Source organism: Streptomyces sp. NPDC050743, assembly GCF_044456925.1.
GTDB lineage: Bacteria > Actinomycetota > Actinomycetes > Streptomycetales > Streptomycetaceae > Streptomyces.
In genome coordinates this window covers 1-20,360 of sequence record NZ_JBITGJ010000066.1, presented here as the reverse complement: position 1 = coordinate 20,360, position 20,360 = coordinate 1, and the positions used below count along the sequence as shown (strand labels likewise).

At 72.1% G+C, this 20,360-nt stretch carries 14 protein-coding genes and 1 pseudogene; 4 read left to right on the top strand and 11 right to left on the bottom strand.

Translation table 11 applies throughout. The annotated features are described in order from the left end of the window. Nucleotides 1–166: 166 nt before the first annotated feature. From ACIBJF_RS38355 to ACIBJF_RS38330, 6 genes are all read right to left on the bottom strand, one after another. Nucleotides 167–1,159, bottom strand: coding sequence for a serine/threonine protein kinase (locus ACIBJF_RS38355; protein WP_399180976.1), 993 nt, complete (start codon nt 1,157–1,159; stop codon nt 167–169). 112 nt (nt 1,160–1,271) lie between these two features. After that, nucleotides 1,272–1,571 carry a WXG100 family type VII secretion target gene (locus ACIBJF_RS38350; protein ID WP_351807079.1) on the bottom strand — a complete coding sequence of 100 codons (300 nt, stop codon included), beginning with the start codon at nt 1,569–1,571 and terminating at the stop codon, nt 1,272–1,274. 78 nt (nt 1,572–1,649) lie between these two features. Beyond that, entirely contained in the window at nt 1,650–2,000 is a 351-nt protein-coding gene (locus ACIBJF_RS38345; RefSeq protein ID WP_351807080.1) for a WXG100 family type VII secretion target, read from the bottom strand. 143 nt (nt 2,001–2,143) lie between these two features. Beyond that, a complete protein-coding gene (locus tag ACIBJF_RS38340; protein ID WP_399181005.1) occupies nt 2,144–3,370 on the bottom strand; it encodes a S8 family serine peptidase in 1,227 nt (408 codons plus the stop codon). 90 nt (nt 3,371–3,460) lie between these two features. Beyond that, the gene (locus ACIBJF_RS38335) at nt 3,461–5,260 is read right to left on the bottom strand and encodes a hypothetical protein (protein WP_399180975.1); all 1,800 of its coding nucleotides are present in this window, start codon (nt 5,258–5,260) and stop codon (nt 3,461–3,463) included. A gap of 2 nt (nt 5,261–5,262) precedes the next feature. Further along, complete coding sequence (locus ACIBJF_RS38330) at nt 5,263–5,676, bottom strand: hypothetical protein (RefSeq protein WP_399180973.1); 414 nt, start codon at nt 5,674–5,676, stop codon at nt 5,263–5,265. A gap of 404 nt (nt 5,677–6,080) precedes the next feature. On the opposite strand from ACIBJF_RS38330, the pseudogene ACIBJF_RS38325 reads away from it, so the two are divergent. Further along, nucleotides 6,081–6,592: pseudogene (locus tag ACIBJF_RS38325) on the top strand (hypothetical protein). A gap of 29 nt (nt 6,593–6,621) precedes the next feature. Here ACIBJF_RS38325 and ACIBJF_RS38320 read toward each other — a convergent pair. The 3 genes from ACIBJF_RS38320 to eccB are packed head-to-tail and all read right to left on the bottom strand — an operon-like array spanning nt 6,622 to nt 10,041. Further along, entirely contained in the window at nt 6,622–7,230 is a 609-nt protein-coding gene (locus ACIBJF_RS38320) for a hypothetical protein (protein ID WP_399180971.1), read from the bottom strand. Then, nucleotides 7,227–8,495, bottom strand: coding sequence for a type VII secretion-associated serine protease mycosin (gene mycP, locus ACIBJF_RS38315; RefSeq protein WP_399180969.1), 1,269 nt, complete (start codon nt 8,493–8,495; stop codon nt 7,227–7,229). The genes ACIBJF_RS38320 and mycP overlap by 4 nt, the downstream gene beginning before the upstream one ends. A 25-nt stretch (nt 8,496–8,520) precedes the next feature. Continuing rightward, nucleotides 8,521–10,041 (bottom strand): type VII secretion protein EccB, encoded by a 1,521-nt coding sequence (eccB, locus tag ACIBJF_RS38310; RefSeq protein ID WP_399180967.1) that lies wholly within the window; start codon nt 10,039–10,041, stop codon nt 8,521–8,523. Between the two features lie 207 nt (nt 10,042–10,248). Between eccB and eccE the strand changes: the two genes are divergently transcribed. The 3 genes from eccE (at nt 10,249) to ACIBJF_RS38295 (ending at nt 15,707) form a co-directional block, all read left to right on the top strand. Continuing rightward, entirely contained in the window at nt 10,249–11,610 is a 1,362-nt protein-coding gene (gene eccE / locus ACIBJF_RS38305) for a type VII secretion protein EccE (RefSeq protein WP_399180966.1), read from the top strand. Continuing rightward, a complete protein-coding gene (locus tag ACIBJF_RS38300; RefSeq protein WP_399180964.1) occupies nt 11,610–12,374 on the top strand; it encodes a hypothetical protein in 765 nt (254 codons plus the stop codon). Before eccE ends, ACIBJF_RS38300 begins: the two co-directional genes overlap by 1 nt. 282 nt (nt 12,375–12,656) lie before the next feature. Beyond that, nucleotides 12,657–15,707 (top strand): SCO5717 family growth-regulating ATPase, encoded by a 3,051-nt coding sequence (locus ACIBJF_RS38295; RefSeq protein ID WP_399180962.1) that lies wholly within the window; start codon nt 12,657–12,659, stop codon nt 15,705–15,707. Between the two features lie 73 nt (nt 15,708–15,780). Here ACIBJF_RS38295 and ACIBJF_RS38290 read toward each other — a convergent pair whose 3' ends face one another. Further along, the gene (locus ACIBJF_RS38290) at nt 15,781–16,728 is read right to left on the bottom strand and encodes a bifunctional riboflavin kinase/FAD synthetase (protein ID WP_399180960.1); all 948 of its coding nucleotides are present in this window, start codon (nt 16,726–16,728) and stop codon (nt 15,781–15,783) included. Nucleotides 16,729–16,868: 140 nt separating this feature from the next. After that, on the bottom strand, nt 16,869–20,246 hold the full coding sequence (locus ACIBJF_RS38285; RefSeq protein WP_399181003.1) for a serine protease: 3,378 nt from the start codon (nt 20,244–20,246) through the stop codon (nt 16,869–16,871). Between the last annotated feature and the right edge of the window lie 114 nt (nt 20,247–20,360).

The window sequence follows — 20,360 nt, the reverse complement described above, 5'->3', positions numbered from 1 at the left end:
GGCGATGGCGGCGTGCATGGTCTTCAGGGCGACGGTACGGCCGCCGGCGGAACGCGCCACGTAGACGGTGCCCATGCCTCCGCTGCCGAGCCGGGCGATGAGCCGGTACGGGCCGAGGGCGACGGGGTCGTCGTGGGTGAGAGGAGTCGGCATGGGGTTCTTGTCGTCAGTGGCTGGGGTGGCTTGCTGGGGCCGGGGACGGCGCTCCGCCGGGCGGCCAGGACGCATGCACCGGTGCCTGTGCCGGCGTCGGCAACTGCACCTCGGCGGCCAGGACCGATGCTGACTGGTGGACGATGGCGGCGACGAGCCGGGCGGGCAGCCAGCCGGGGGCGAGGAAGGCGTCCGCTCGCGAGGGCGGAGCGAAACCGACCGGCGTGTCCGGCTGAGCGCCTCCCGCCAACTCATCGATGACCTCAGAGAGTTGGCAACGCTGGGCCGGGTCGCGGGACAGACACCGCGGGACCAGCGAGCGCAGGGCGGGCGGAAGTTCCTCCCGTTCCGGCATCGTGTACCCGGTGGCGGCGTAGGCGAGCGTCGCGCCGAGCGCGTACACGTCGCCGAGCGGGCGCGGTTGCCCACCGGCGGCCTGCTCTGGCGGCAGGGAGCCGGGGTCGAGCCCGGGCACCTCCTGCCGGGGGGCACCGTCCGGCGCGGCGGCCCGTATCGCCCCGAAGCAGGTGAGCCGGGGTCCGTCCGCGGCGATCAGCACGGCGGCCGGGCAGAGCCCGGCGTGGGTCAGGTTCTGCCCTTGCATGACGGCCAAGTTCTCGGCCAGCGCGACGCCGAGCGCCCGGACCGTCCGCTCGGGCAGCGGTCCGCCGTGGAGGGCAAGGGCGATGGGGAGCGGAAGTGCGGGCACGTAGGGACGCGCGTGCCATGGTTGCTCGCCCGGGGCGGCCAGTTCGACGGCCGGGAGGACCCAGGAACCCAGGAGATAGCGGGAGGCGTCGGCTTCGGCCATGAAGCGCTGCGGGTCGACCGTTGCCAGGGGACTGCTGAGCAGTACGGTGCGGTCGCCGTCGGCGCTGCGGGCGATGAAGCGGTACTCGGGGACGGGCGTGTGCGCGGGAAGGCCGGAGTCGAGCCGCGTGACGACCGTGTACGGGCCGATCTGCCGGGTACCTCGGCTACTCGGTCCGATGCTTGACGCCCGCATGCTCACTCTTCGTCCCTCTGATTCAACAGCTCGGCCTTCGTCGCTCGGCACAACAGCAGGGTGGGCGCCTCCCGCGCGCGCCCACCCTGGAGTTGCTTCTGCGAGCCGTGTCCTACTGGAAGTAGGAGGCCGCCTTCTTGTCGCCTTCCATGTACGTACCGCCGGACTGGGCGACGACGTGCCCGATGCCCTGGAGCGCCTGGTGGATGTCGTTCGCTTCCTTGTCCCAGCGCTGCAGCTTCTCGTGGAAGGTGCCCTGCGCCTGGCCCTCCCAGTACTGCAGGCTGTTCACCACCAGGCCGCGCAGGTCGTGCAGATCCGACTCGAGCTGGCTCGCCTGGTTACCGATGCTGGTCGCCGCGGTGTCGAGCCCGTCGTAAGTGACTGAGAGGCCCTCAGCGTTGTTGGCCATGCCTGTCTACCTCGTCTCGCTGGTGTGTAGCTGGTGAGTGCGCCGGTTGTCCGGCAGATGTCCTGTGGGTCGCTCGACTCAGTAGGAGTTCAGAGCGGACGTCGGAACGGTGGAAGCGCCGTCCTGGAGGTCGATCTTGTTGACCGCCGCGCGGACCTCGTCTTCCTTGCTGTCCTTGATGTTGCGCGTCGTGGTCATGGCCTCGATGACGTCGCCGAGGATGTTGCCGATGTTGCGCAGCGACTGGTTGATCTCGTACTGCTTCTTGTCGAAGGCGGCACGGCCGATACCCTGCCACTGGCCCTCGAGACCGTCGATGACGCCCTGCAGCGCGTGCACGCGCTTCTGGATGTTCTCGTACTTCTCGAGCATCTGCTTCTGCAGACGGATTACTGCATCATCTTGGAGCTTCTGCGTTCCGCCGGCCATGATCGGCCCTGCCTTTCGTGTGTCCGTTGTTGATCTGACGGTTTCGGATCACCGCTGTCGCCTGTCGCTTCCAGCGGCGAGCACGCAGTGCCTGTCCTTGGCCGAACGGCACTGGGTTGCTGCGGCAGTTGGTGTCGAGGGGCTCACCTGGCGCGCCGTGCCCGCGCGATGGCCAGGGCGCCGCCGCCGACCACGACGACCGCGCCAACGGCGCCGAGTGCGATCCAAGTGGTGTTTCCGCCATCACTCGATGACTCCGCGCTCGATCCTGCCGCCGAGGTTGCGCCGGTGGAACCCTTGTCCTGGGCTTGTGACGAGGCTGGTGCAGAAGGAGAAGAAGACGCTTCAGGGGCGACAGGGGCGACGCTTTCCCACTCCTTGCTACGGTCCTGTTTCTGGAGCGGGTCGACATCGGCGGGGCCGGGGTCGTAGTTCTTGTCCGCCAGGACCACGCGGGGACGGATGATTCCGTAGCCGAGGTACTTGCTCGGTTTGTCCTTCGACCAGGTACGCCCAGCGGTGTCGAGAAGGGCCCGTTCGACCTGATACACAGTCCAGTCGGGGTGTGCGGACCAGATCAAAGCGGCGGCGGCTGAGGTGAGCGCGGTAGCCGGACTCGTGCCTTGCCGGTTGTCGCAATAACGGACGGTGCCGCCATCGCAATAGCCCGGATATCCCTCACCAGGAGCTGCAAGGTCGGCGTAGCCTCCGCTTGAGGAAAAGCTCGACACCGTGAGCGACTTGCCGACGGACGCAACGCCGAGGACGTAGGGGTAGGAGGCGGGATAATCGGCATGGCCGTTCTTGCCGTTGTTACCCACTCCCGCGATGATCAGCTTGCCCTTCGAGAGCGCGTATTTGACGGCAGCCTCGTCTTCCTTGAGGCTCATCCCGATGAACGAAATATTGATGATCTTTGCGTCGGTGTCGGCAGCAGCCCTCAGCGCCTGATCGGGATCCGGGGTCCTGGCCTCTTCCTTCGCGCCTTTGATGCCTTCGAGCTTGACGCGATAGGGAACGATCTTCGCTCCTGGTGCCAGCCCCTTCAGTCCACCACCTGCGCCGGTACCTGCGATCAGCTCGGCCATGCTCGTGCCGTGGCCCGAGTAGTCGGCCGTCGCGTGGTAAGCCACCGACTTGGGGACCTCATCGGCCAGGACTTGCCCCTTGAGCGACGGCGTATTCGCGTTCACTCCGGTGTCGATGACCGCGATCTTGACGCCCTTGCCCGTGCTCACCTTCCACATCTGTTCGGCTTGCATGGGGCCCAAGTACCACTGCTTCGACTGTTCGTCGGACGCGGCGGCCCCTGGGGACAGTCCGACGGTCACAACGGTCAGGGCGCCGACGACCGCGCCCACCGCGCGCACTCGTCTTCCGCAGCGCGCCCTGCGGACGTCAGCCTGCTCGGCTCGTCGGCTGGTCCCTGACTTCATGGCGTTGACTGTCCTCGCTTGCGTTCAGTTGGTGACCGGCGGCACTTCGCGCCGGGGCTTGTTCGGCAGGTGTGTCTCTTCGTCCTCGACCACGTAGTCCGGGCGCGGGGCTGCGTCCGTCTTCCGCTGGTCGCCGGGCTTCCCCTGCTGGCCGGCGCCGCGCGTCAGGCCTGCGCCACCACGGGTCATGCCTTTGCGTTCGGCTCCTGCCTCGGAGTTGCGCGCGGTCGGCCTGCCGGTGACGGCTTCGGCCGACCCGGCACCGGAACGGGACCCGGTGACACCCGAACCCGGCCGCGCGGAGGACTCGGGCGCGCCGAAGACACCCCGCTGGCCCAGCCGGCCGGTCGTGGGCCGGGAGTTGGCCTCCTCCTCGCCGCCGATGACCGTGCCGCGCGGGATCCTCGACCCGTTCTTCGCCGGCGGATTCGTGGCGGACGGCCGTCCCCCGACGACTCCATTGGACCGGGCCGCGCCGGTGGCCGGCCCGCTGCCCGTACGTGGTGCCGCCGTGCTTCCGGGTCGTGGTGTGCCGCCCGTGACTCCTCGGCCCATCGGCGAGGACGACCTCGGTCCGGAACCGGCACCCCTGACAGCGGACTGGCCCGTCGAAGTGGCGCGGCCCATCTGGTCCATGGGTCCTCGCCCCACGGCGCGCCCCGAGCCCGGGTTGGACAAACCGGATGTACCCGCCCGCCCCTGTGCTGACGGCGGGGTGCGGAAACCGCCGACACCACTCAGGCCGCGACCTGACGTGGCATTGGGCACGGGAAGCCCGAATCCACCGCCGTCGAACACGCTGGGCTGGCCACCACCGGTGGGAGGCGTGCCGGTCACCGGCGGCGTGTGGCCGGGCCCGGGTGTGGTGGTCGTGGGCGGCGGCAGCGTGCCGGTGGTGTCGATGTGCGTACCCACCGGCACGTGCGGGTGCTTGGCTCCATCCGTGACGTCTGGCCTGGGAGTCGGGGTGTCGCTTACAGGTGCCGGCCTGTGGATTGTGCCGCTCACGTCCGCGTGCCGCACCGGATCCACTACCGGATGATGCCCTCCGACCGTGCTCGAGCCCGTGCCGTGCGAACCGGAGCCCTGCGGAGCGGGATCGTTGTAAATCTTGGGCCTGGGCACCCCGACGCTCGGGAGGCCGCCGAAGTCAGGCGCGCTCTTGTGCCAATCCTGCAGCGATTGGTTCGACACCGCGTAATACGACGCCAACCGGTTCATCTGGTTGACCGCCTCTTGGCGGTGCTTCTCCACCTGGACCGCGGCGGCGTAGTCCTTGTTGCTTGGCACCTTCTCCTGCGCCGGGAAGTCCTTGGCCGGCGTCGCATGCGCTCGCGTGTCACGAGGAGGCATGGCGTTGCGGACAGACGCCAGCCCCTCGGCGGCCGCGGTGATCGAGTCGCCGGCTCCGCCCGCGAATTCGGCCAGCCCGTGTGCGTGCTTGACGAGGTTCTCGCCCCAGGTACGGAAGCTGTCACCCGCCTTGCCCACCCAGGGAACCGTGTCGAACTTCCCCTTGAGTGTGTCAGCCGCCGCTTTGATGGCGTCGCGCGCGTCCCAGAGGGCCCGGCCGGAGGACTCCAGGTCCTCCGGATCCGTCCGCTCGACCAAGTCGATCATCGCGTTGAGGTCGTAGTCGTCGAATTCCGTTCGCTTGACCATGGCCTGCCCGTACGGCGTGCTCTTGGCCATGGCGCGAAGGATTTCGACGGGATTGAGAAAGAGACCGCCAGTGCTGGGCTGGTCCCCGAGGCCCCGGGCAAAGTCGGTGAACCCGTTCTCCGCGGAGACTCGGTCCATGTCCGCCTTGTGCTTGTCGGTCATCCTCAGATCCCTCCCTTCTCCCCGCCGCCGGTGTTCTTGGCGCCCTGCGAATTGAGCTGTTTGATCTCCGACTGGATCTCGTAGAACCGGCGCCGCTGCTCTTCCTCGAGGTCGTCGAAGGTGCCGTTCGCACCCTTGACGGCGATGCCGATCGCCTCGATCTGCAGATGCAGGGTCTTGGAAAGGTTCGTGAGCGCCTGGTGAACCTCGTTGAACGTCCCGTAGAGTGCGTCGGCCTCATGGAAGCCTGCAGACCCGCTGCGGAGTGACGTGTGCCGGATCGTCTGCTCTCCGACTCGCGCCGGATTGCCCGCCGACTTCTCGAGATTCTGCAGAACGCTGTCCACTGTGTTGACGAACTGCGTCAGGATGTCTCCGCTGACCTCGAGGTTCGGCCCTGACCCGCCCCCGCTCATGTTCCTCCCCGTTTCCCCGTACACCATCGGCCCCGTCCGAGGCGGGACCGGTCGTCGACCCACCGTACGATCGCAAAGCGAGCCGCGACTCACAGCACTTGACCACTGTAGTCAACCTGCCCAACGGGTCCAACCGGCATATGTGTTGACTCGGTTACGAGACTGAACCACGCATCTCGGTATGCCCGATTTGCGGGTGTGCGGTGAGGCGATGTGCAGGTGACCGCCGGGCGCTCTGGAGGCCGCCAGTCACCCCTGACCGTGATCGCCTGTGAAGGCGCGGCATCGCTGGATCTTTGCAGAACTTCCACATGCGACCGGTCGTTACCGACCGCGCTCCAGTTGCTGCCGACAAGGCCTCCCCGGCCGCGAGCTGACCGTGGTTCCCTTCGTAGGCTGACCACATGGGCCTCCTCGACAAACTCACCGGCACCCAGCACCCCCGGAGGGAGTACCGCCGGTCCCGGGCGAGGAGCTGCGGGCAGCTCTGCTCGGCCTCAACCGGGCCGATGTCCCGTACGTCATCCGTTACGGCGGCGGTGAGGGATGCGACCTGCTGGCGGAATGGCGGTTGACGGAGCCGGCCTGGCAGCACGTCTTCGTGCAGTTCGAGATCAGTCACGCCGTGCGGATCCGGATGCGGATGGACCGCAAGGAGCACGAGCTGCGCGCTCTTGAGGAGCAGTGGGAGATCAAGCGCGTCGGGCATCCGACGAGGCTTGAGGTGACGTCCGCATACACGCGTGGGCCGAGCCGGACCGTCAGCCGCTCGGGAACGATCAGGCGGGGAGAGAACGGTCGGCTGGAGGTGACCGAGACCTTCCGCTTCGACAGTGCCCAACTGCGCGACCCACTGCGGGACACCGTCCTCAAGTCCGGCTGGACCTGGCGCGGAGTGGTCTTCGGCAAGCTGTGACGTCAGCCGGCCCGGCATCACTCCGCCGGTCAGCACTCGCCCTTCTGCGTCGCCACGGCGATCCGGTATCCCCGATAGGTCAGTGAGCCCTTCCCGCCGGTGATACCCGGCGGGGTGTAGTCGTCCTTCTTGGAGCGGCTGCGCTCGACGTGGGTGCAGAACGACGCGTCCGCGCCGTCCGCCGTGACGGTGAGGTGCGCGTCGTCGGCCGTGTCGGTGTCGGACGGGGTGACGGTCACGCCGGTCTGCGGGGCGTCGCCGCCTCCGTGCTCGACCACCTTGTCCTCGACCAGCGACGCGTAGTCGTCGAAGTAGAGCGGCGTGCCGGAGCCGTCGACCGTGAACCGGTAGCCGTCCAGGTCGTCCGTGGCCTGATGCACCGCGCTGGTCAGCTCGCCGTCGTCCCACGACGTGCGGTCGGCGACGCCCATGGTCTGGACGGACGTGTAGACGCCGAAACCGGCCACGGTCAGGAGGATGACGCGCGCCACGACGAAGGCGGAGTCGGGCAGTTCCTCCGCCGACGGGTTGATGCTCGCGCGCCAGGCGCGGACCCGGTCCGCCTTCACGCACGCCATGGCCAGCAGCACGGCGCACAGGCACAGGCCCAGCACGTTCAGCTGGCCCAGGGCGTTCATCGCCCGGTCTCCAGCATGCCGCGCCTGCGCCGCGCGTCGCGTACCGCCACCGCCGTACCGCTCAGGCCCGCCACCAGGACCAGGACGCCCACGACCACGTAGGTCGCCATGCGGCTGTTCCGCTCCTCCGCGGTCTCGCCGAAGTGCAGCGGTGTGCCCGACGGGGCCTCCGCCTTGGACACGCCGCCCTCGGGGTGCGGGGACTGGACGGGGTGCTCCGGATCCACGTCCGAGAGCGCCTTCACCGGGTCCACCACGCCCCAGCCCACGAGCCGGTCGTGCCCCGGGATAGAGCGTTCCGCGGTCTGTTCGATCTGGGCGACGACCTCCTGGGCCGTCCAGTTGGGGTGCTTGGCCTTCAACAGGGCCGCCACGCCCGCCACATAGGGGGCCGAGAAACTCGTGCCGTTGTCGGAGCAGTGGCCACCGCCGGGAACCGTGGAGATCATGTCGACGCCGGGTGCGGCGACGCCCACCGTGTCCTGCGACTGGGAGAACGGCGCCCGTTCGTTGTTGCGGTCGGACGCCGCCACGGCCAGGACGCCCTTGTACGACGCCGGGTAGGTCAGCTTGACGTTGCCGCCCAGGCCGTCGTTGCCGGCCGAGGCCACGACCACGACGTGCCGGCTCAGGGCGTAGTCGACGGCCGACTGCAGCGCCGGGCCACCCGAGACCGCGTTGGCCGTGTCCTGGGAGATGTTGATGACGTCCGCGCCCTTGGCGACCGCGTCGCGAATCGCCTGGGCCAGCTTGTCCGCCGTGCCGTCGCCTTCGGCGTCGTTCTGCTTGATCGGGATGATCGTCGCGTCCGGTGCCAGGCCGACGAAGCCCGTGCCCTTCATCGGGCGGGCCGCGATGATGCCCGCCACGCGCGTGCCGTGGCCGACCGAGTCCGTGGTGCCCGACTTGTTGCCGCGGTCTATCGCCTCGCCTTTGGCGTTCTTGGCCGGCAGCAGATTCTCGCCCTTCAACGCGTCCACGGCCTTGGTGAGCTGCGGATTCTTGACGTCGACCCCGGTGTCGATCACGGCCACCTGAACGCCCTTGCCCGTCGACAGCGCCCACAGCTCGTCGAGGTTGACGCGCTGCAACGCCCACGGCCGGCCCGTGTACGGCTTCGACGGGAACGTGCACTGGCCGTCGTCCGCCAGGGCCGGGGCGGCGGGGAGGGCGATCACCGCCGTGGTCGCGGTGAGGACCGTCGCTGCGGTCAGGGCCGCCGCTCTTGCCGCGGTCCCCGGCGTGCCTGCCTTCGCCTTCAGCATGATTCCGTTCTCCTCCGCCCCGCCGCTAGGAGCCCTGCGGCTGCCGTGCCGCCGCCTCCGACAGGCGCGGGCCCGTCGGCAGGAACGTCGACCACTCCATCGGGACGGGGGCGGGAGACACCTTCTCGTAGCCGAGATGGGTCTGGGCGATCCTCGCCTCCTGCAGCTCCTCCTTGCGCTTCTTGGCGGAGGTGCCGATGCCTTCGTTGTTGCTGTCGCTGTCGCTGTTGGACTGCAGGGCGTAGCGCAGTCCGGTGTCGGTCACCAGGAAGACACCGCCGACCGAGGTCTCCGTGCCCTGGAACTGGCGGTAGAGCTGACCGGAGCCCGGGGTGACGTACCCGCTGGAGGAGCCGGTGGGCAGCTGGGCGGGGAAGTCCTCGCCCACCCACGTCGACAGGGTGGTGCCGCCCTTCGCGCCGACCGAGCGCAGGACGTTGCAGACCGTGTTGCGGCCGCTGGTGGCGCTGGAGCCGTCGTTCACCGTCCTCGGCTTGTACGTCGGCCAGTTCCTGCCGCCCTCGAACGTGGTGCTGTCGGCGACCGCGCCGGGGCTGACCTTCTGCGCCTCACCGGCCTGGCCGACGTCGACGAGCTGTCCGCTGTTGAGCAGGAGCGTGGCCGTGAACTCGGAGATGCGGGCGACCTTGCCCCGCAGCACGACGTAGTACTGGAGGGTTTGGCCGTCGTACGCCTTGATGACCTCGCCGACCTTGTCGTACTGGTCCGGCAACCCTGCACCGGCCTTCGCGCCGGGCGTGCCCTGGATGCGGGGGATCGAGACCGAGTCGCCCTTGTGCAGGGTGGCGAGCCACTCCTGGGAGACGCGCTGCGGGGCGCGGCCCTGGGTGTCGAGGGCCTTGAGCAGTTCCTTGTCGTCCGGGTTCTCGATCTGGTACGCCGTGCCGTGGGCGTCGACGACGTACTGGGTCTTGCCGTCCGGGGCGACGACGTACATCAGGTCGCCCCGGCTGAGCCGGTCGGCTCCCTCCGTCTTGGGCCATTCCTTCTTCGCGAGGACGAAGGCCGCCTTCTGGATGGCCCGGCCGCCGGCGCCGGGCCGCTCGCAGACCGCCCAGCGCTTGGCGGCCGAGGCCTCGTCGGCGGAGGGCAGGCGGTCGGGGGCGTAGGGGATGCCGATGGTGACGCCGTGCGGGGGCTTGCCGCTGTCCAGGATCTTCTCGTCGACGGTGATGACGCTGTCGTTCTCGGGGCTCAGCAGCAACTTGGCCGAGGCCATGTTGAGGACCGGGTGCAGCTGCACCTGCTTGCCCGTCTTCAAGACGACGTACCGCGTCGTCGACTCGCTGGCGACGATGACGTGTTTCTCCGGGTCGTCCCACCCCTTGGGTGCCGTCGGACTGAACATCCCGATCGCGCCGAACACCGCGAGGACCACGGCGCCGACGACGAGACCGGGCACCAGTGCGCCCAGGGGCTTGGGGGCGCCTTCCTCCGAGCCGGAGGGCGAAGGCTGAAGGAATGCTGCGAGCGTGCGGCGCTTCGCGAAGGTGTAGGCGTTGAGTTCGTGCCGCCGTGATGCCATCTGTGTCCGCTCTCTCCCCGTTGCGGAGCCGTGGGGGACCTGTGAAGATCCGTCCCCCGCCCTCGGTTGCCTCTGGTGACTCGACTGTCAGACCCGCCCCCTACTATGCCTGTTGCGTGGGTGTGCTTGTGGCACGGGTAGGGTGCTCACGGCTTGAAGGGACCGGAGCTCAAAGGGTTTCCGGGTGAGTTCGGGGGTTTTGGAGTGATGGCTTCCGCAACGCGGACCCGGTCGCGATCGCAATCGGGATCACGACCTCGTCGCACGCGCCGCTCGAGTGCCCGCGGCTCGTCTTCCTCCCATCCCACCACCCAGCAGGTACCGGCCACTTACCAGGGTTCGTTCACGCCGCATCCGGAGTCCCGTTCGGGCCGCGGCGGTTCGTTCGCGCTGCAGCGGCTGGTGCTGCTGGAGATCGCGGGTGCGCTCGTGCTGTGCGGGTGGCTCGTGGGGACGGTCGCGCTGATCGCCGTCGCCCCGGTCGCCGCGCTGTTCGTGGTGCTCGCGGTCGTACGCCGCCGGGGACGCTCCCTGCCGGAATGGCTCAGCACCCTGCTGGCGCTGCGGACCCGCAAACGGCGGGCGGCGAGCACACCGGTGCCGGCGGGCACCGACGCCGGACTCGCACCGGCCGTGGAGTGCGACCCGACCCTGCGCACCTACAGCTACAGCCGCGGCGACGACCGCGACCAGCGGCCGATCGGCATGGTCGGCGACGGCGGCTTCCTGACCGCGGTGCTCCAGGTGGAGTCGGACGCCGACGCGCTGCGCGCGGAGCGCGGCCGCAGACCGCTTCCGGTAGGCCTGGTGCGGGACGCCCTCGAAGTCGACGGAATCCGGCTGGAGTCGGCGCAGATCGTCGTGCACACCCAGCCCGCGCCCGCGCTGCATCTGCCCCAGCAGTCGGTCGTGGTCAGCAACTACGCGCCGCTGCAGGCCCAGACCGGCTCCCCCGCGGTGCGCATCACGTGGATCGCGCTGAAGCTGGATCCCGAGCTGTGCCCGGAGGCGGTGGCCGCGCGCGGCGGCGGACTGCAGGGCGCACAGAAGTGCCTGACCCGCTCGGCCGAGCATCTGTCGAGCCGGCTCACCGGCGCCGGATTCCGGGCGAGCGTGCTCACCGAGGAGGAGCTGACGGCCGCCATCGCGACGTCCGCGTGCGCCAACCCCATGGTGACGGCCCAGGCCGGGCGCGGCGAGGCGCCGCAGCGCCGCACCGAGGAGTCCCTCCGCAGCTGGCGCTGCGACAACCGCCGGCACACCACCTACTGGGTGCGCCGCTGGCCTCAACTGGGCGGATCGGGTGGCTCGCTGGCGCAGTTGGTGGCGCAGCTGACCGAGGTGCCCGCCCTGGCGACGACCTTCAGCCTGACCCTGGCCAAGGGCGCGCAGCAGGACGTGGCCATCACCGGCCATGTCCGCATCACCGGCCGCAGCAACCAGGAACTGACCGACGCCCGGCGCAATCTGGAACAGGCGGCACGGTCCACGCGAACCGGACTCGCACGCCTGGACCGTGAACAACTCCCCGGCGTTCTGGCCACTCTGCCGCTTGGAGGTGCCCGCTGATGGCCCTGTCGACATCTCCCACGCCGTCCGGCACGGCCTCGCCGGCGCCCGGACTCGGCGAACGGCTGCGCACCGGCTTCGGCCTCCTCGGCCCCCGCCACCCGCGGCATGTGCTGCCCGTGGAGCAGGCCGACGCGCTGTCCCTGCCCATCGGTGACGACGGCGTGGTCGTCGGCGTCAACGCCGAGGGCCAGCCCGCCGTGCTCGGGGTGAACCGCCCCACGCCGTACGACATCGTGCTCATCGGCGGCCTGTGGACCGCGCAGGTGATGGCGCTGCGGGCGGCGGCGACGGGGGCGCGCGTGGCCGTCGAGACGGGGCGCGCACAGGCCTGGATGCCCATGGTGCACGCCATGGGCGGCGGACAGAACGGCCTCGCGGTGTACGACGTCGGCCGCGTGCCCCCGCAGGGCGCCTCGGCCGGTACGCCCGTGCTGGTGGTGCGGGACTGCGGCATGCGGCCGCCGCGCGGACGCGTGGTGTCGGCTCCCTGGCAGTCGGTGCTGACGCTGCTGCCGTATCTGAGTCCGGTCGCGCCGCGGTTGATGCGTCAGGCGCGCCTGGTGGGCGTGCAGCGGGTGTCGCCGGACGAAGCGGTGGAGATCGGGCGGGTGATGGGGCTCCCGCGCCCCGAACTCGACACGCTGCCCACGCTTCCGGACGGAGTGACCCTCTGGTGCACCGAGCGGGACCGGCAGTACGTGGTGACTCGGGCGACCGATGCCGAGACGGGACTGCTGGGCGTGGCACGCCGGATGGACTGACGCGTCCAACTTGCCTGGTTTTTCACGAGCACTGTTGTCACGTTTTGGTGTACGTCCGAGTGCGCCGTGGCCGTCTCGGGCCCGGTGTGACGCGTCGGACGGGCATGAAGGGGCAGCCGGGCCTGCCAGTCGCGTCGCTTTCGTGATTAGGCTGGGGTCGGGCGGTGCGCGCGCTGCGACGCAGGGGTCCGTCGACCCAAGGGGGAAGCCCGGCGAATCGTGCGACAGGAACGGTCGCCCCCAAGCACGGCATGAGGGTGTTCGACCACACCAGGAGGAACTGTGAACAGCGATCGGGACGGGATCCGCGGGGGCTGGGACACACCCGACGACGACCAGACCGACGCGGAGTCCGCCATCGAGATGACGGGCGAGTTCACCATCGACTACGCGCCGCCCGCCTGGTACACGCAGAACGCGCAGGGTTCCTCCGGTGCGCCTTCGCCGGCTCCGGTACCCCCGCCGCCCCCACAGGGCGCTCCGTTCACGCCGCCGCAGGGGACTTCGTACGCGCCGCCGCCCCCACCGGCCCAGGGCGCGCCCTATGCTCCGCCCGCACCGGCCGAGGGCACCCCCTACTCCGCGCCCGCGCCGCCCGTCGGGAGTCCCGTTCCGATGCCGCGGTTGCCGGAGGGCTTCGAGGCGCAGCCGCCGCAGGCCGCCCCGCTGGCTCAGCAGGCGCAGCCGGAGGCGCCGGCGCCCACGGTGGAGCCGGAGACGGGCGACGGGGACCTGGAGAGCGGGGCCACCATGCGGTTCTCCGCCGTGGCCCTGAAGCGCGAGATCGCCGAGGTCGCCGAGCGCGCGGCCGCGATGCGGGACGGCGCCGGCGACGAGGGCTCGACGGAGGGTACGGCCACGGGCTCCGCCGGTGCCGAGAGCGACACGGCCGAGGGAGCCGGGGAGCTGTCGGGTGCGCAGTCCGCGGAAGCCGGTTCCGGGGAGGAAGCGGCTGTCTCCGAGGCCGATGCGGATGAAGGCGAAGGCGAAGGCGAGAGCACGGCCCAGGTCGAGGACACGGCCGAGGGCGACGCCGGGGCCGAGGCCGGTGACACCGACGGTGCCCGGGACGGGGCCGCCGAGGATGCCGAAGCCGAGGTCGCCGAGGCCGACGACACCGAGTCCGGCGACGCCGACCCCGACGCCTCCGGATCCACGGACGCCGTGGCGCGCGGTGCCGTCGACTCCGATGGCACGACCGCCGACGCCACCGCGCAGGACGGCGCGTCGCAGACCGGTGCGCCCCAGGCCGCCGTGCCGCCCGCTCCCGCCCAGGACGCCCAGCCCGGCTGGACGCCTCCGCCCGCGCCGCAGAGTGGTGTGCCCCCGCTGCCGCCCTCCTATCAGCCCGCGGCGCCCGCTCCGGCGGCCCAGTGGCCCGCGCAGCAGCAGCCCGGCCCGATGCCCGGCCAGGGGCAGCCATCGGCCGCGCAGGGCACCGGTGGCGGGCCCGGCCAGCAGCCGCCGTTCCAGCCGCAGGCCCCGCAGCCCGCGCCCGCCGCCTGGCACCAGCCCAACCAGGCGAACCAGGCGAACCAGCCCGGCGTGCCCACCGCACCGCGGCCCGGTCAGCCGAACCCGGCGGGCCCCGCCGCGACGGGCGGTTACGGCTTCCCGCAGCCCGGCACCCCCAACCCCCAGCCTCAGCCCGGCGGTTACGGCTTCCCCCAGCCGCCCGCGCCGCAGCCGAACCCCAACGTCCCGAACGCGGCAGGCGGTTATGGCTTCCCGCAACCGGGCACCCCCAACGCCCAGCCGCAGCCGCAGGCCCAGCCCCAGCCCGGCGGTTACGGCTTCCCCCAGCCGCCCGCGCCGCAGCCGAACCCCAACCACCCCAACGCGGCAGGCGGTTACGGCTTCCCGCAGCCTCCGCAGGGCTCCGACGGCGCGCCGGCGGTCGCCGAGGGACAGCAGGCCCCGCAGCCACCCCAAGCCCCCCACATGCCCCAGACCCCCCAGACCCCCCAGGTCCCCCAGGCGCCGGTGGATCCGCGTTCCGGTGCGGCGTGGCCGCAGCCCCTCCAGCACGACCAGCGGCAGCCGACCAACCCCGGTGCCGCGCCGCTCGGTTACACGGCCGCCGTGGAACTGTCCTCGGACCGGCTGCTGAACAACAAGAAGCAGAAGGCGAAGAGCGGTCGGCCCGCGGCGGCGGGCGGCCGGTTCAAGCTCGGCGGCAAGAAGGAGGAGGCCGAGCGGCAGCGCAAGCTGCAGCTGATCCGTACGCCGGTGCTGTCCTGCTACCGGATCGCGGTCATCAGCCTCAAGGGCGGCGTCGGCAAGACGACCACGACCACCGCGCTGGGCTCCACCCTCGCCACCGAGCGGCAGGACAAGATCCTCGCCATCGACGCGAACCCGGACGCCGGTACCCTCGGGCGGCGCGTGCGCCGGGAGACGGGTGCCACCATCCGCGACCTCGTCCAGGCGATCCCGTATCTGAACTCGTACATGGACATCCGGCGCTTCACCTCGCAGGCGCCCTCCGGTCTGGAGATCATCGCCAACGACGTGGACCCGGCCGTCTCGACCACGTTCAACGACGAGGACTACCGGCGCGCGATCGACGTCCTCGGCCGGCAGTACCCGGTCATCCTGACCGACTCCGGCACGGGTCTGCTGTACAGCGCCATGCGTGGCGTGCTGGACCTCGCCGACCAGCTGATCATCATCTCCACGCCCTCCGTGGACGGTGCGAGCAGCGCCAGTACGACGCTGGACTGGCTGTCCGCGCACGGGTACGCCGACCTGGTCTCCCGGTCCCTCACGGTCATCTCCGGGGTCCGTGAGACCGGCAAGATGATCAAGGTCGAGGACATCGTGTCCCACTTCGAGACGCGGACCCGCGGCGTCGTGGTCGTGCCCTTCGACGAGCATCTGGCGGCCGGTGCCGAGGTCGACCTCGACATGATGCGGCCGCGGACGCGCGAGGCGTACTTCAACCTCGCCGCGCTGGTCGCCGAGGACTTCGTACGGCACCAGCAGGCGCACGGCCTGTGGACCAGCGACGGCAACCCGCCGCCGGTCGCCGCCCCGCCGATGCCGGGCCAGCCGATGCCGGGCCAGCCCTACCCGCCGGCACCGGGCCAGGAGCTGTACACGGGGCCGCCGCAGCCCTACCCGCCCCAGCAGGGACAGCCGCCGTACCCGCAGGCACCGGGTCAGCAGCCCTACCCGCAGGCACCGGGTCAGCAGCCGTACCCGCAGGCCGCGCCGGGTCAGCAGCCGTACCCGCCGCAGCAGGGCCAGCCCCAGCAGCCCGGCCAGCCGTACGGCTACCCGCAGCCCCCGCAGGGACAGCAGCCGCCGCAGGCCCCGCCGCCGCAGCAGTAGCCGCAGCAGACGAAAGGGGCGGCCGGTGCTCATCGCACCGGCCGCCCTTTCGTGCAATGGCAACGCCGAAGGCCTACTCCTCCGCCGCCACGATCTCCCGGCACCGCTTCACATCCGCGGCCATCTGCTCCAGCAGGGCCTCCAGCGACTCGAACTTCGCCTGGCCGCGCACATAGGCGAGGAAGTCGACGGCGACGTGCAGGCCGTACAGGTCGAGGCCGACGCGGTCGATGGCGTACGCCTCCACCGTGCGCTCGGTGCCGTCGAACTGCGGGTTGGTGCCGACGGAGATCGCGGCCGGCATGGCCTCGCCCTCGACGTGCAGATAACCGGCGTACACGCCGTCGGCGGGGATGGCGGTGTGCGGGAGCGTCTCGACGTTGGCCGTCGGGAAGCCCAGTCCGCGGCCGCGCTGGGCGCCGCGGACGACCACGCCCTCCACCCGGTGCGGGCGGCCCAGGATCTCGCGGGCGCCCTCGACGTCGCCCTCGGCGACCAGGCGGCGGGTCAGGGTCGAGGAGAACGGCTGTCCGCCGCCCGCCTCGCCGGTGACGTACAGATCGACGACCTCGACGTCGTAGTCGTAGGTCTTGCCCTGCTCGGCCAGGAACTCCACGTTGCCGGCGGCCTTGTGGCCGAAGCGGAAGTTCGGGCCCTCCACGACCGCCTTCGCGTGCAGCTTGTCCACCAGGACCTTCACCACGAAATCGGCGGGCGAGAGCTTCGAGAACTCGGTGGTGAAGGGGAGGATCAGGACCGCGTCCACGCCCAGGTCCGCCATGAGCTCCGCGCGGCGGTGGTGCGGGGCGAGCAGCGGCGGGTGGCTGCCGGGGCGGACGACCTCGCTGGGGTGCGGGTCGAAGGTGACCACGACGGCGGGGACGCCCAGCTCACGGGCGCGGTCCACGGCGTGCTTGATGATCAGCTGGTGGCCGCGGTGGACGCCGTCGTAGGAACCGATGGTGACGACGCTGCGCCCCCAGTCCTGGGGGATGTCCTCCAAGCCACGCCAGCGCTGCACTGTGACCGCTCCTCGAACCCGTGTCCATATCGACGCCTAAGACTTGCGCAGGTCTAAGGGTGCCATGCCGGGTGCCCCGGACCCGCATCGGTATCGGGGCTGTGACCGGGCGCACGTTCGCGGCACCTCCCTGTCACCGCTCACGCCGGTACCCGGACGCCGGCGAGGTTCTCCAGCATGCGGCGGGTGCTGGGGCCCACGACGGCGGCCCAGTCCTCCGGGGCGGCGGCCAGCCAGCCGGCCATGCGCGCGGCGAAACCGGGCACGTGCCGGCCCAGGTCGACCAGGCCGCGGTCGAAGCGGGTGGCGCCCTCGGGGGTGCGGACGAGGAGCAGACCGGTGCGGTGGACGAGCCCGCGGACCTCCTCCTCCCGGCCGTCGTCGCAGCCGTCACCGTGCTCGGCCGTCGCGTGCAGTACGGCGTCCAGCACGGACGGTTCCTGTTCCCGGGCGAGCAGCAGCTCCAGCAGCTCCCGGCGCAGTGGGCGGGAGGCGAGGGAGCCGGCGGCGGCGAGGACGGTGGCGAGGGCGGCACGGAGCTGTTCGGGTGCGCCGTCGAGCAGGCCGGTGACCAGGGGCAGCAGGACGGGGCGGGCGGTGGGGCCCTCGGCGAGGCGGCGGTCGACGTGGCCGGCGACGGGTCCGGCGGTGTGCGGGCGCAGCCGTGCCGTCTCCTGCAGCACGGGGGCGACGCGGCGGGCCAGGGCCGGGGTGGCGACGTCCGTGAGGGTGCGAAGCACCTCCCCCACGTTGTCCGGCGCCTCCCCCGCGCGCGGGCCGCACAGCCGGGTGCGGAAGGCCTCCAGGACCGGTTCGGGGTGGGTGGCCAGGGCGGGGGCCAGGGCGCTCGGCGGGATCTGCGGATCGCCGTCGGCGAAGTGCCGCAGGGCCGCGGCGAGGTGCCGGTCGCGGGTGTGCGGGTCGCGGACCAGCAGGCCGAGGGCGCCGCCGTGCAGGGCGCGGTCGGCGGGGCGGGCCAGCAGAGCGAGCGCGGCGTAGCGCAGCAGCTCGCGGTCGGCCTCCGTACGGACGTGCGGGGCCGCGCGCAGGCCGTGGGCCACGGCCGCGGCCCGGCGGGCGGGGCGCTCGTCGTGCGCCCAGCGGTCGACCGCCCGGCAGACGGCCGACGGCTCGTCCTCGGCGAGGGTCGCGAGCAGTTCGTCGGCGCGCCGGTGGGCACTGGCCGCCAGGATCTCGGTGAGGTCGTCCAGCGCGCCGTGCCGGTGGGTGTGCAGCAGCGCCAGCGCGGCGGTCGCGACGGTGGCGTGCGGGGTCGCGGGCAGCGGCCGTTCGTCGTCGAACCAGCGGGTCAGCCGCGGCTGTACGACGGCGGGCGCGGCGGCGAGCAGCCGGGCGACGGCGTCCAGGTAGCGCTCGCCGCCCTCCGGAGGCGCCTGGTCGGCCAGCACGAGCCGGCGCAGCAGATCGAGCCGCTCGGTGTCGCAGACCGGCAGTTCGGTCCAGAAGCCGGGACCGAACTCGGCCGGCACGGGCCGCCGCGCGCGGCGCCAGGCGACGATGCGGTCGGCCAGCAGCCGCAGCACCTCGGTGTACGGGGTGGCGTCCGGGACCTGCAGCAGGGTCCGGGCGAGCAACCGGGCGGCCCACCAGGAGCCGGGGTCGCGGTCCAGGGCGTCCGTCAAGTCCTGTAGCCGGGAGAGGAGTTGGCGGTCTCCGTGTTGCCGGGCGAGGAGCAGCAGGGCCTGCACGACGGGGCCGACGCGATGGTGCGGCACCGGCACGGGAGCGGTTTCGCGGTCGGTGCGCGGGCGGTGGACCAGGGCGCGCAGGGCCTCGTCGAGGTCCAGGTGCATGCCCTGGATCCAGTCGGCCAGCTCCTCGTGCGCGAAGCGGTAGCCCGGGCCGGCCGGGACGAGCAGGCCCTCGGTCAGTACGGCGGACGCCCATCCGGTGCCGCCGCCGAGCCGGGCCGGCGCGGGCCCCCAGGGGAACACCGCCTCGAACGACGCCCGGTCCAGCTCGCCCTGCCCTGGGCCGAGGCTCCGCCGGGCGGCCTCGTGCACCTGCCCGGCCACGCGAGCGGCGAGCCGGCGTACGGCGGTGCCGCGCAGGCCGCTCTCCGCGGCCAGCCGGACCGCGATCCGCAGGCACATCAGGTCCAGGTGGGCGGCGAACACCTCGTGCCGGTCGACGGGTCCGGCGCCGGCCCGGACGTCCGGGGCGGCGGCCCGCACCTCGGACAGCAGCCGGAGGGTGAGCGGATGCCGGGCGTCGCGCTCGGCGAGGAGGCCGTCCGGCAGCCCGTAGCGGGCGCGGGCCAGGCGGGCCTCGTCCTCCGTCAGGTCGGGGAGGCGCAGGCAGGGCGGGAGGGGGGTGGGGGATGCGGTGCTGGTGGTTTGTGGGGTGGGCGGCGCGCCGAGGCTGGCGGCGGGCGTCGGGGAACCGTGGGCGGTGACCGGGGTAGCGAGTGCCACGGGATCGGTCGGAGCAGCGGAGGCCGCCGGCGCGGCGCCGGGTGCTGCGGGAGGCGTCGGAGCGTGCAGCAGGTCGGCGGGGAACTTCGCTCCCGCTCGCTCCCAGTACTCCTCCCGGCAGGCCACCACCAGCCGTGCTCCGGTCCGGCGGAGCCAGGCGGCCGTTGCCCTGGTCCAGTCGGGAAGGCGGTGGGCGAGGACGGGGGGCATCTCCTCGGGGCCGTCGAGGAGGAGCAGGAGCGGGCGGCCGGCCCGGGCGGCGAGGCGGGCCAGGTGTTCGGGGCCGAGGTCCCCGAGGGATTCGGGCTGGACGGAGCGGGCGGCGGCGACGATCCTCGCGGCCCGTTCCAGGGTGCGGCGGGCCGCGTCGGCCACGCAGTCGTCGGCGTCCTCCAGGTCGGCGCCGCGCAGCCACAGCGTCGGGACGGCCCGCTCGCCGCGGGCCCGGCGGGCGGCGAGGGCCGCCAGTGCCGTCGTACGGCCGCTGCCGGGCGCGCCGACGAGCCCGAGCACGGCCCGCTCGCCGTCCGTGAAGGCGGCCAACTCCCTTGCGACTCCGTGGCGTTCGACCGGCTCCACGGCACCGGCGGGATAGCCCTGGGGGCCGTCCTGGCCGACCGAGGTGGCGGTCAGCTGCAGAAGGCCGGCCAGGTTGAGGTCGCCGCCGTAGGCGGGCACGGTGGACGCGTTGCGGGCGAGCAGTTCGCCGAGGGGGCCGTCGGCGGGCCGGAGCGGCATCGCGAAGCCCGTGTCGCCTTGCGCGGAGTGCAGGGCGGTGCCGAGGACGCCGATCACCGCGCCGGTCTCCGCGTCGAGCACCGGTCCCCCGGCCGCCCCGCCGCCCAGCCGCAGCGCGTCCCGGCCCGCGGTGCCGATCGCCAGTCCCAGGGCGTCCTGGAGGAGGTGGAAGCGGTCGGTGGCGGTGTACGTCACCTCGGTGGCGTCCAGTACCCGCGCCTGGCGCCAGCAGCCCGCGGGGATGCGTACATAGGTTCCGGCGTCGATCCGCTCCCGCACGGACAGCGGCAGCGGGTCGAGGCCCAGGCCCTCGGTGCGGACGAGTGCCAGGTCGCGCTCGGGCAGCGGGGTGACGGCGTGGGGGGGGGCCCCCCCCCCCCGCGGGGCCCCCCCCCCCCCCCCCCCCCCCCCCGCCCGGCGCCCCCCCCCCCCCCGGGGGGGGCCCCGGGGGGGCCCGGG

What these genes read in the sequence shown, in the direction of transcription:
- ACIBJF_RS38350 (WP_351807079.1), bottom strand. Translation starts at nt 1,571, where the DNA reads ATGGCCAACAACGCTGAGGGCCTCTCAGTCACTTACGACGGGCTCGAC.
- mycP (WP_399180969.1), bottom strand. Translation starts at nt 8,495, where the DNA reads ATGCTGAAGGCGAAGGCAGGCACGCCGGGGACCGCGGCAAGAGCGGCG.
- ACIBJF_RS38330 (WP_399180973.1), bottom strand. Translation starts at nt 5,676, where the DNA reads ATGAGCGGGGGCGGGTCAGGGCCGAACCTCGAGGTCAGCGGAGACATC.
- ACIBJF_RS38300 (WP_399180964.1), top strand. Translation starts at nt 11,610, where the DNA reads ATGGCCCTGTCGACATCTCCCACGCCGTCCGGCACGGCCTCGCCGGCG.
- ACIBJF_RS38345 (WP_351807080.1), bottom strand. Translation starts at nt 2,000, where the DNA reads ATGGCCGGCGGAACGCAGAAGCTCCAAGATGATGCAGTAATCCGTCTG.
- ACIBJF_RS38320 (WP_399180971.1), bottom strand. Translation starts at nt 7,230, where the DNA reads ATGAACGCCCTGGGCCAGCTGAACGTGCTGGGCCTGTGCCTGTGCGCC.
- ACIBJF_RS38335 (WP_399180975.1), bottom strand. Translation starts at nt 5,260, where the DNA reads ATGACCGACAAGCACAAGGCGGACATGGACCGAGTCTCCGCGGAGAAC.
- eccB (WP_399180967.1), bottom strand. Translation starts at nt 10,041, where the DNA reads ATGGCATCACGGCGGCACGAACTCAACGCCTACACCTTCGCGAAGCGC.
- ACIBJF_RS38355 (WP_399180976.1), bottom strand. Translation starts at nt 1,159, where the DNA reads ATGCGGGCGTCAAGCATCGGACCGAGTAGCCGAGGTACCCGGCAGATC.
- eccE (WP_399180966.1), top strand. Translation starts at nt 10,249, where the DNA reads ATGGCTTCCGCAACGCGGACCCGGTCGCGATCGCAATCGGGATCACGA.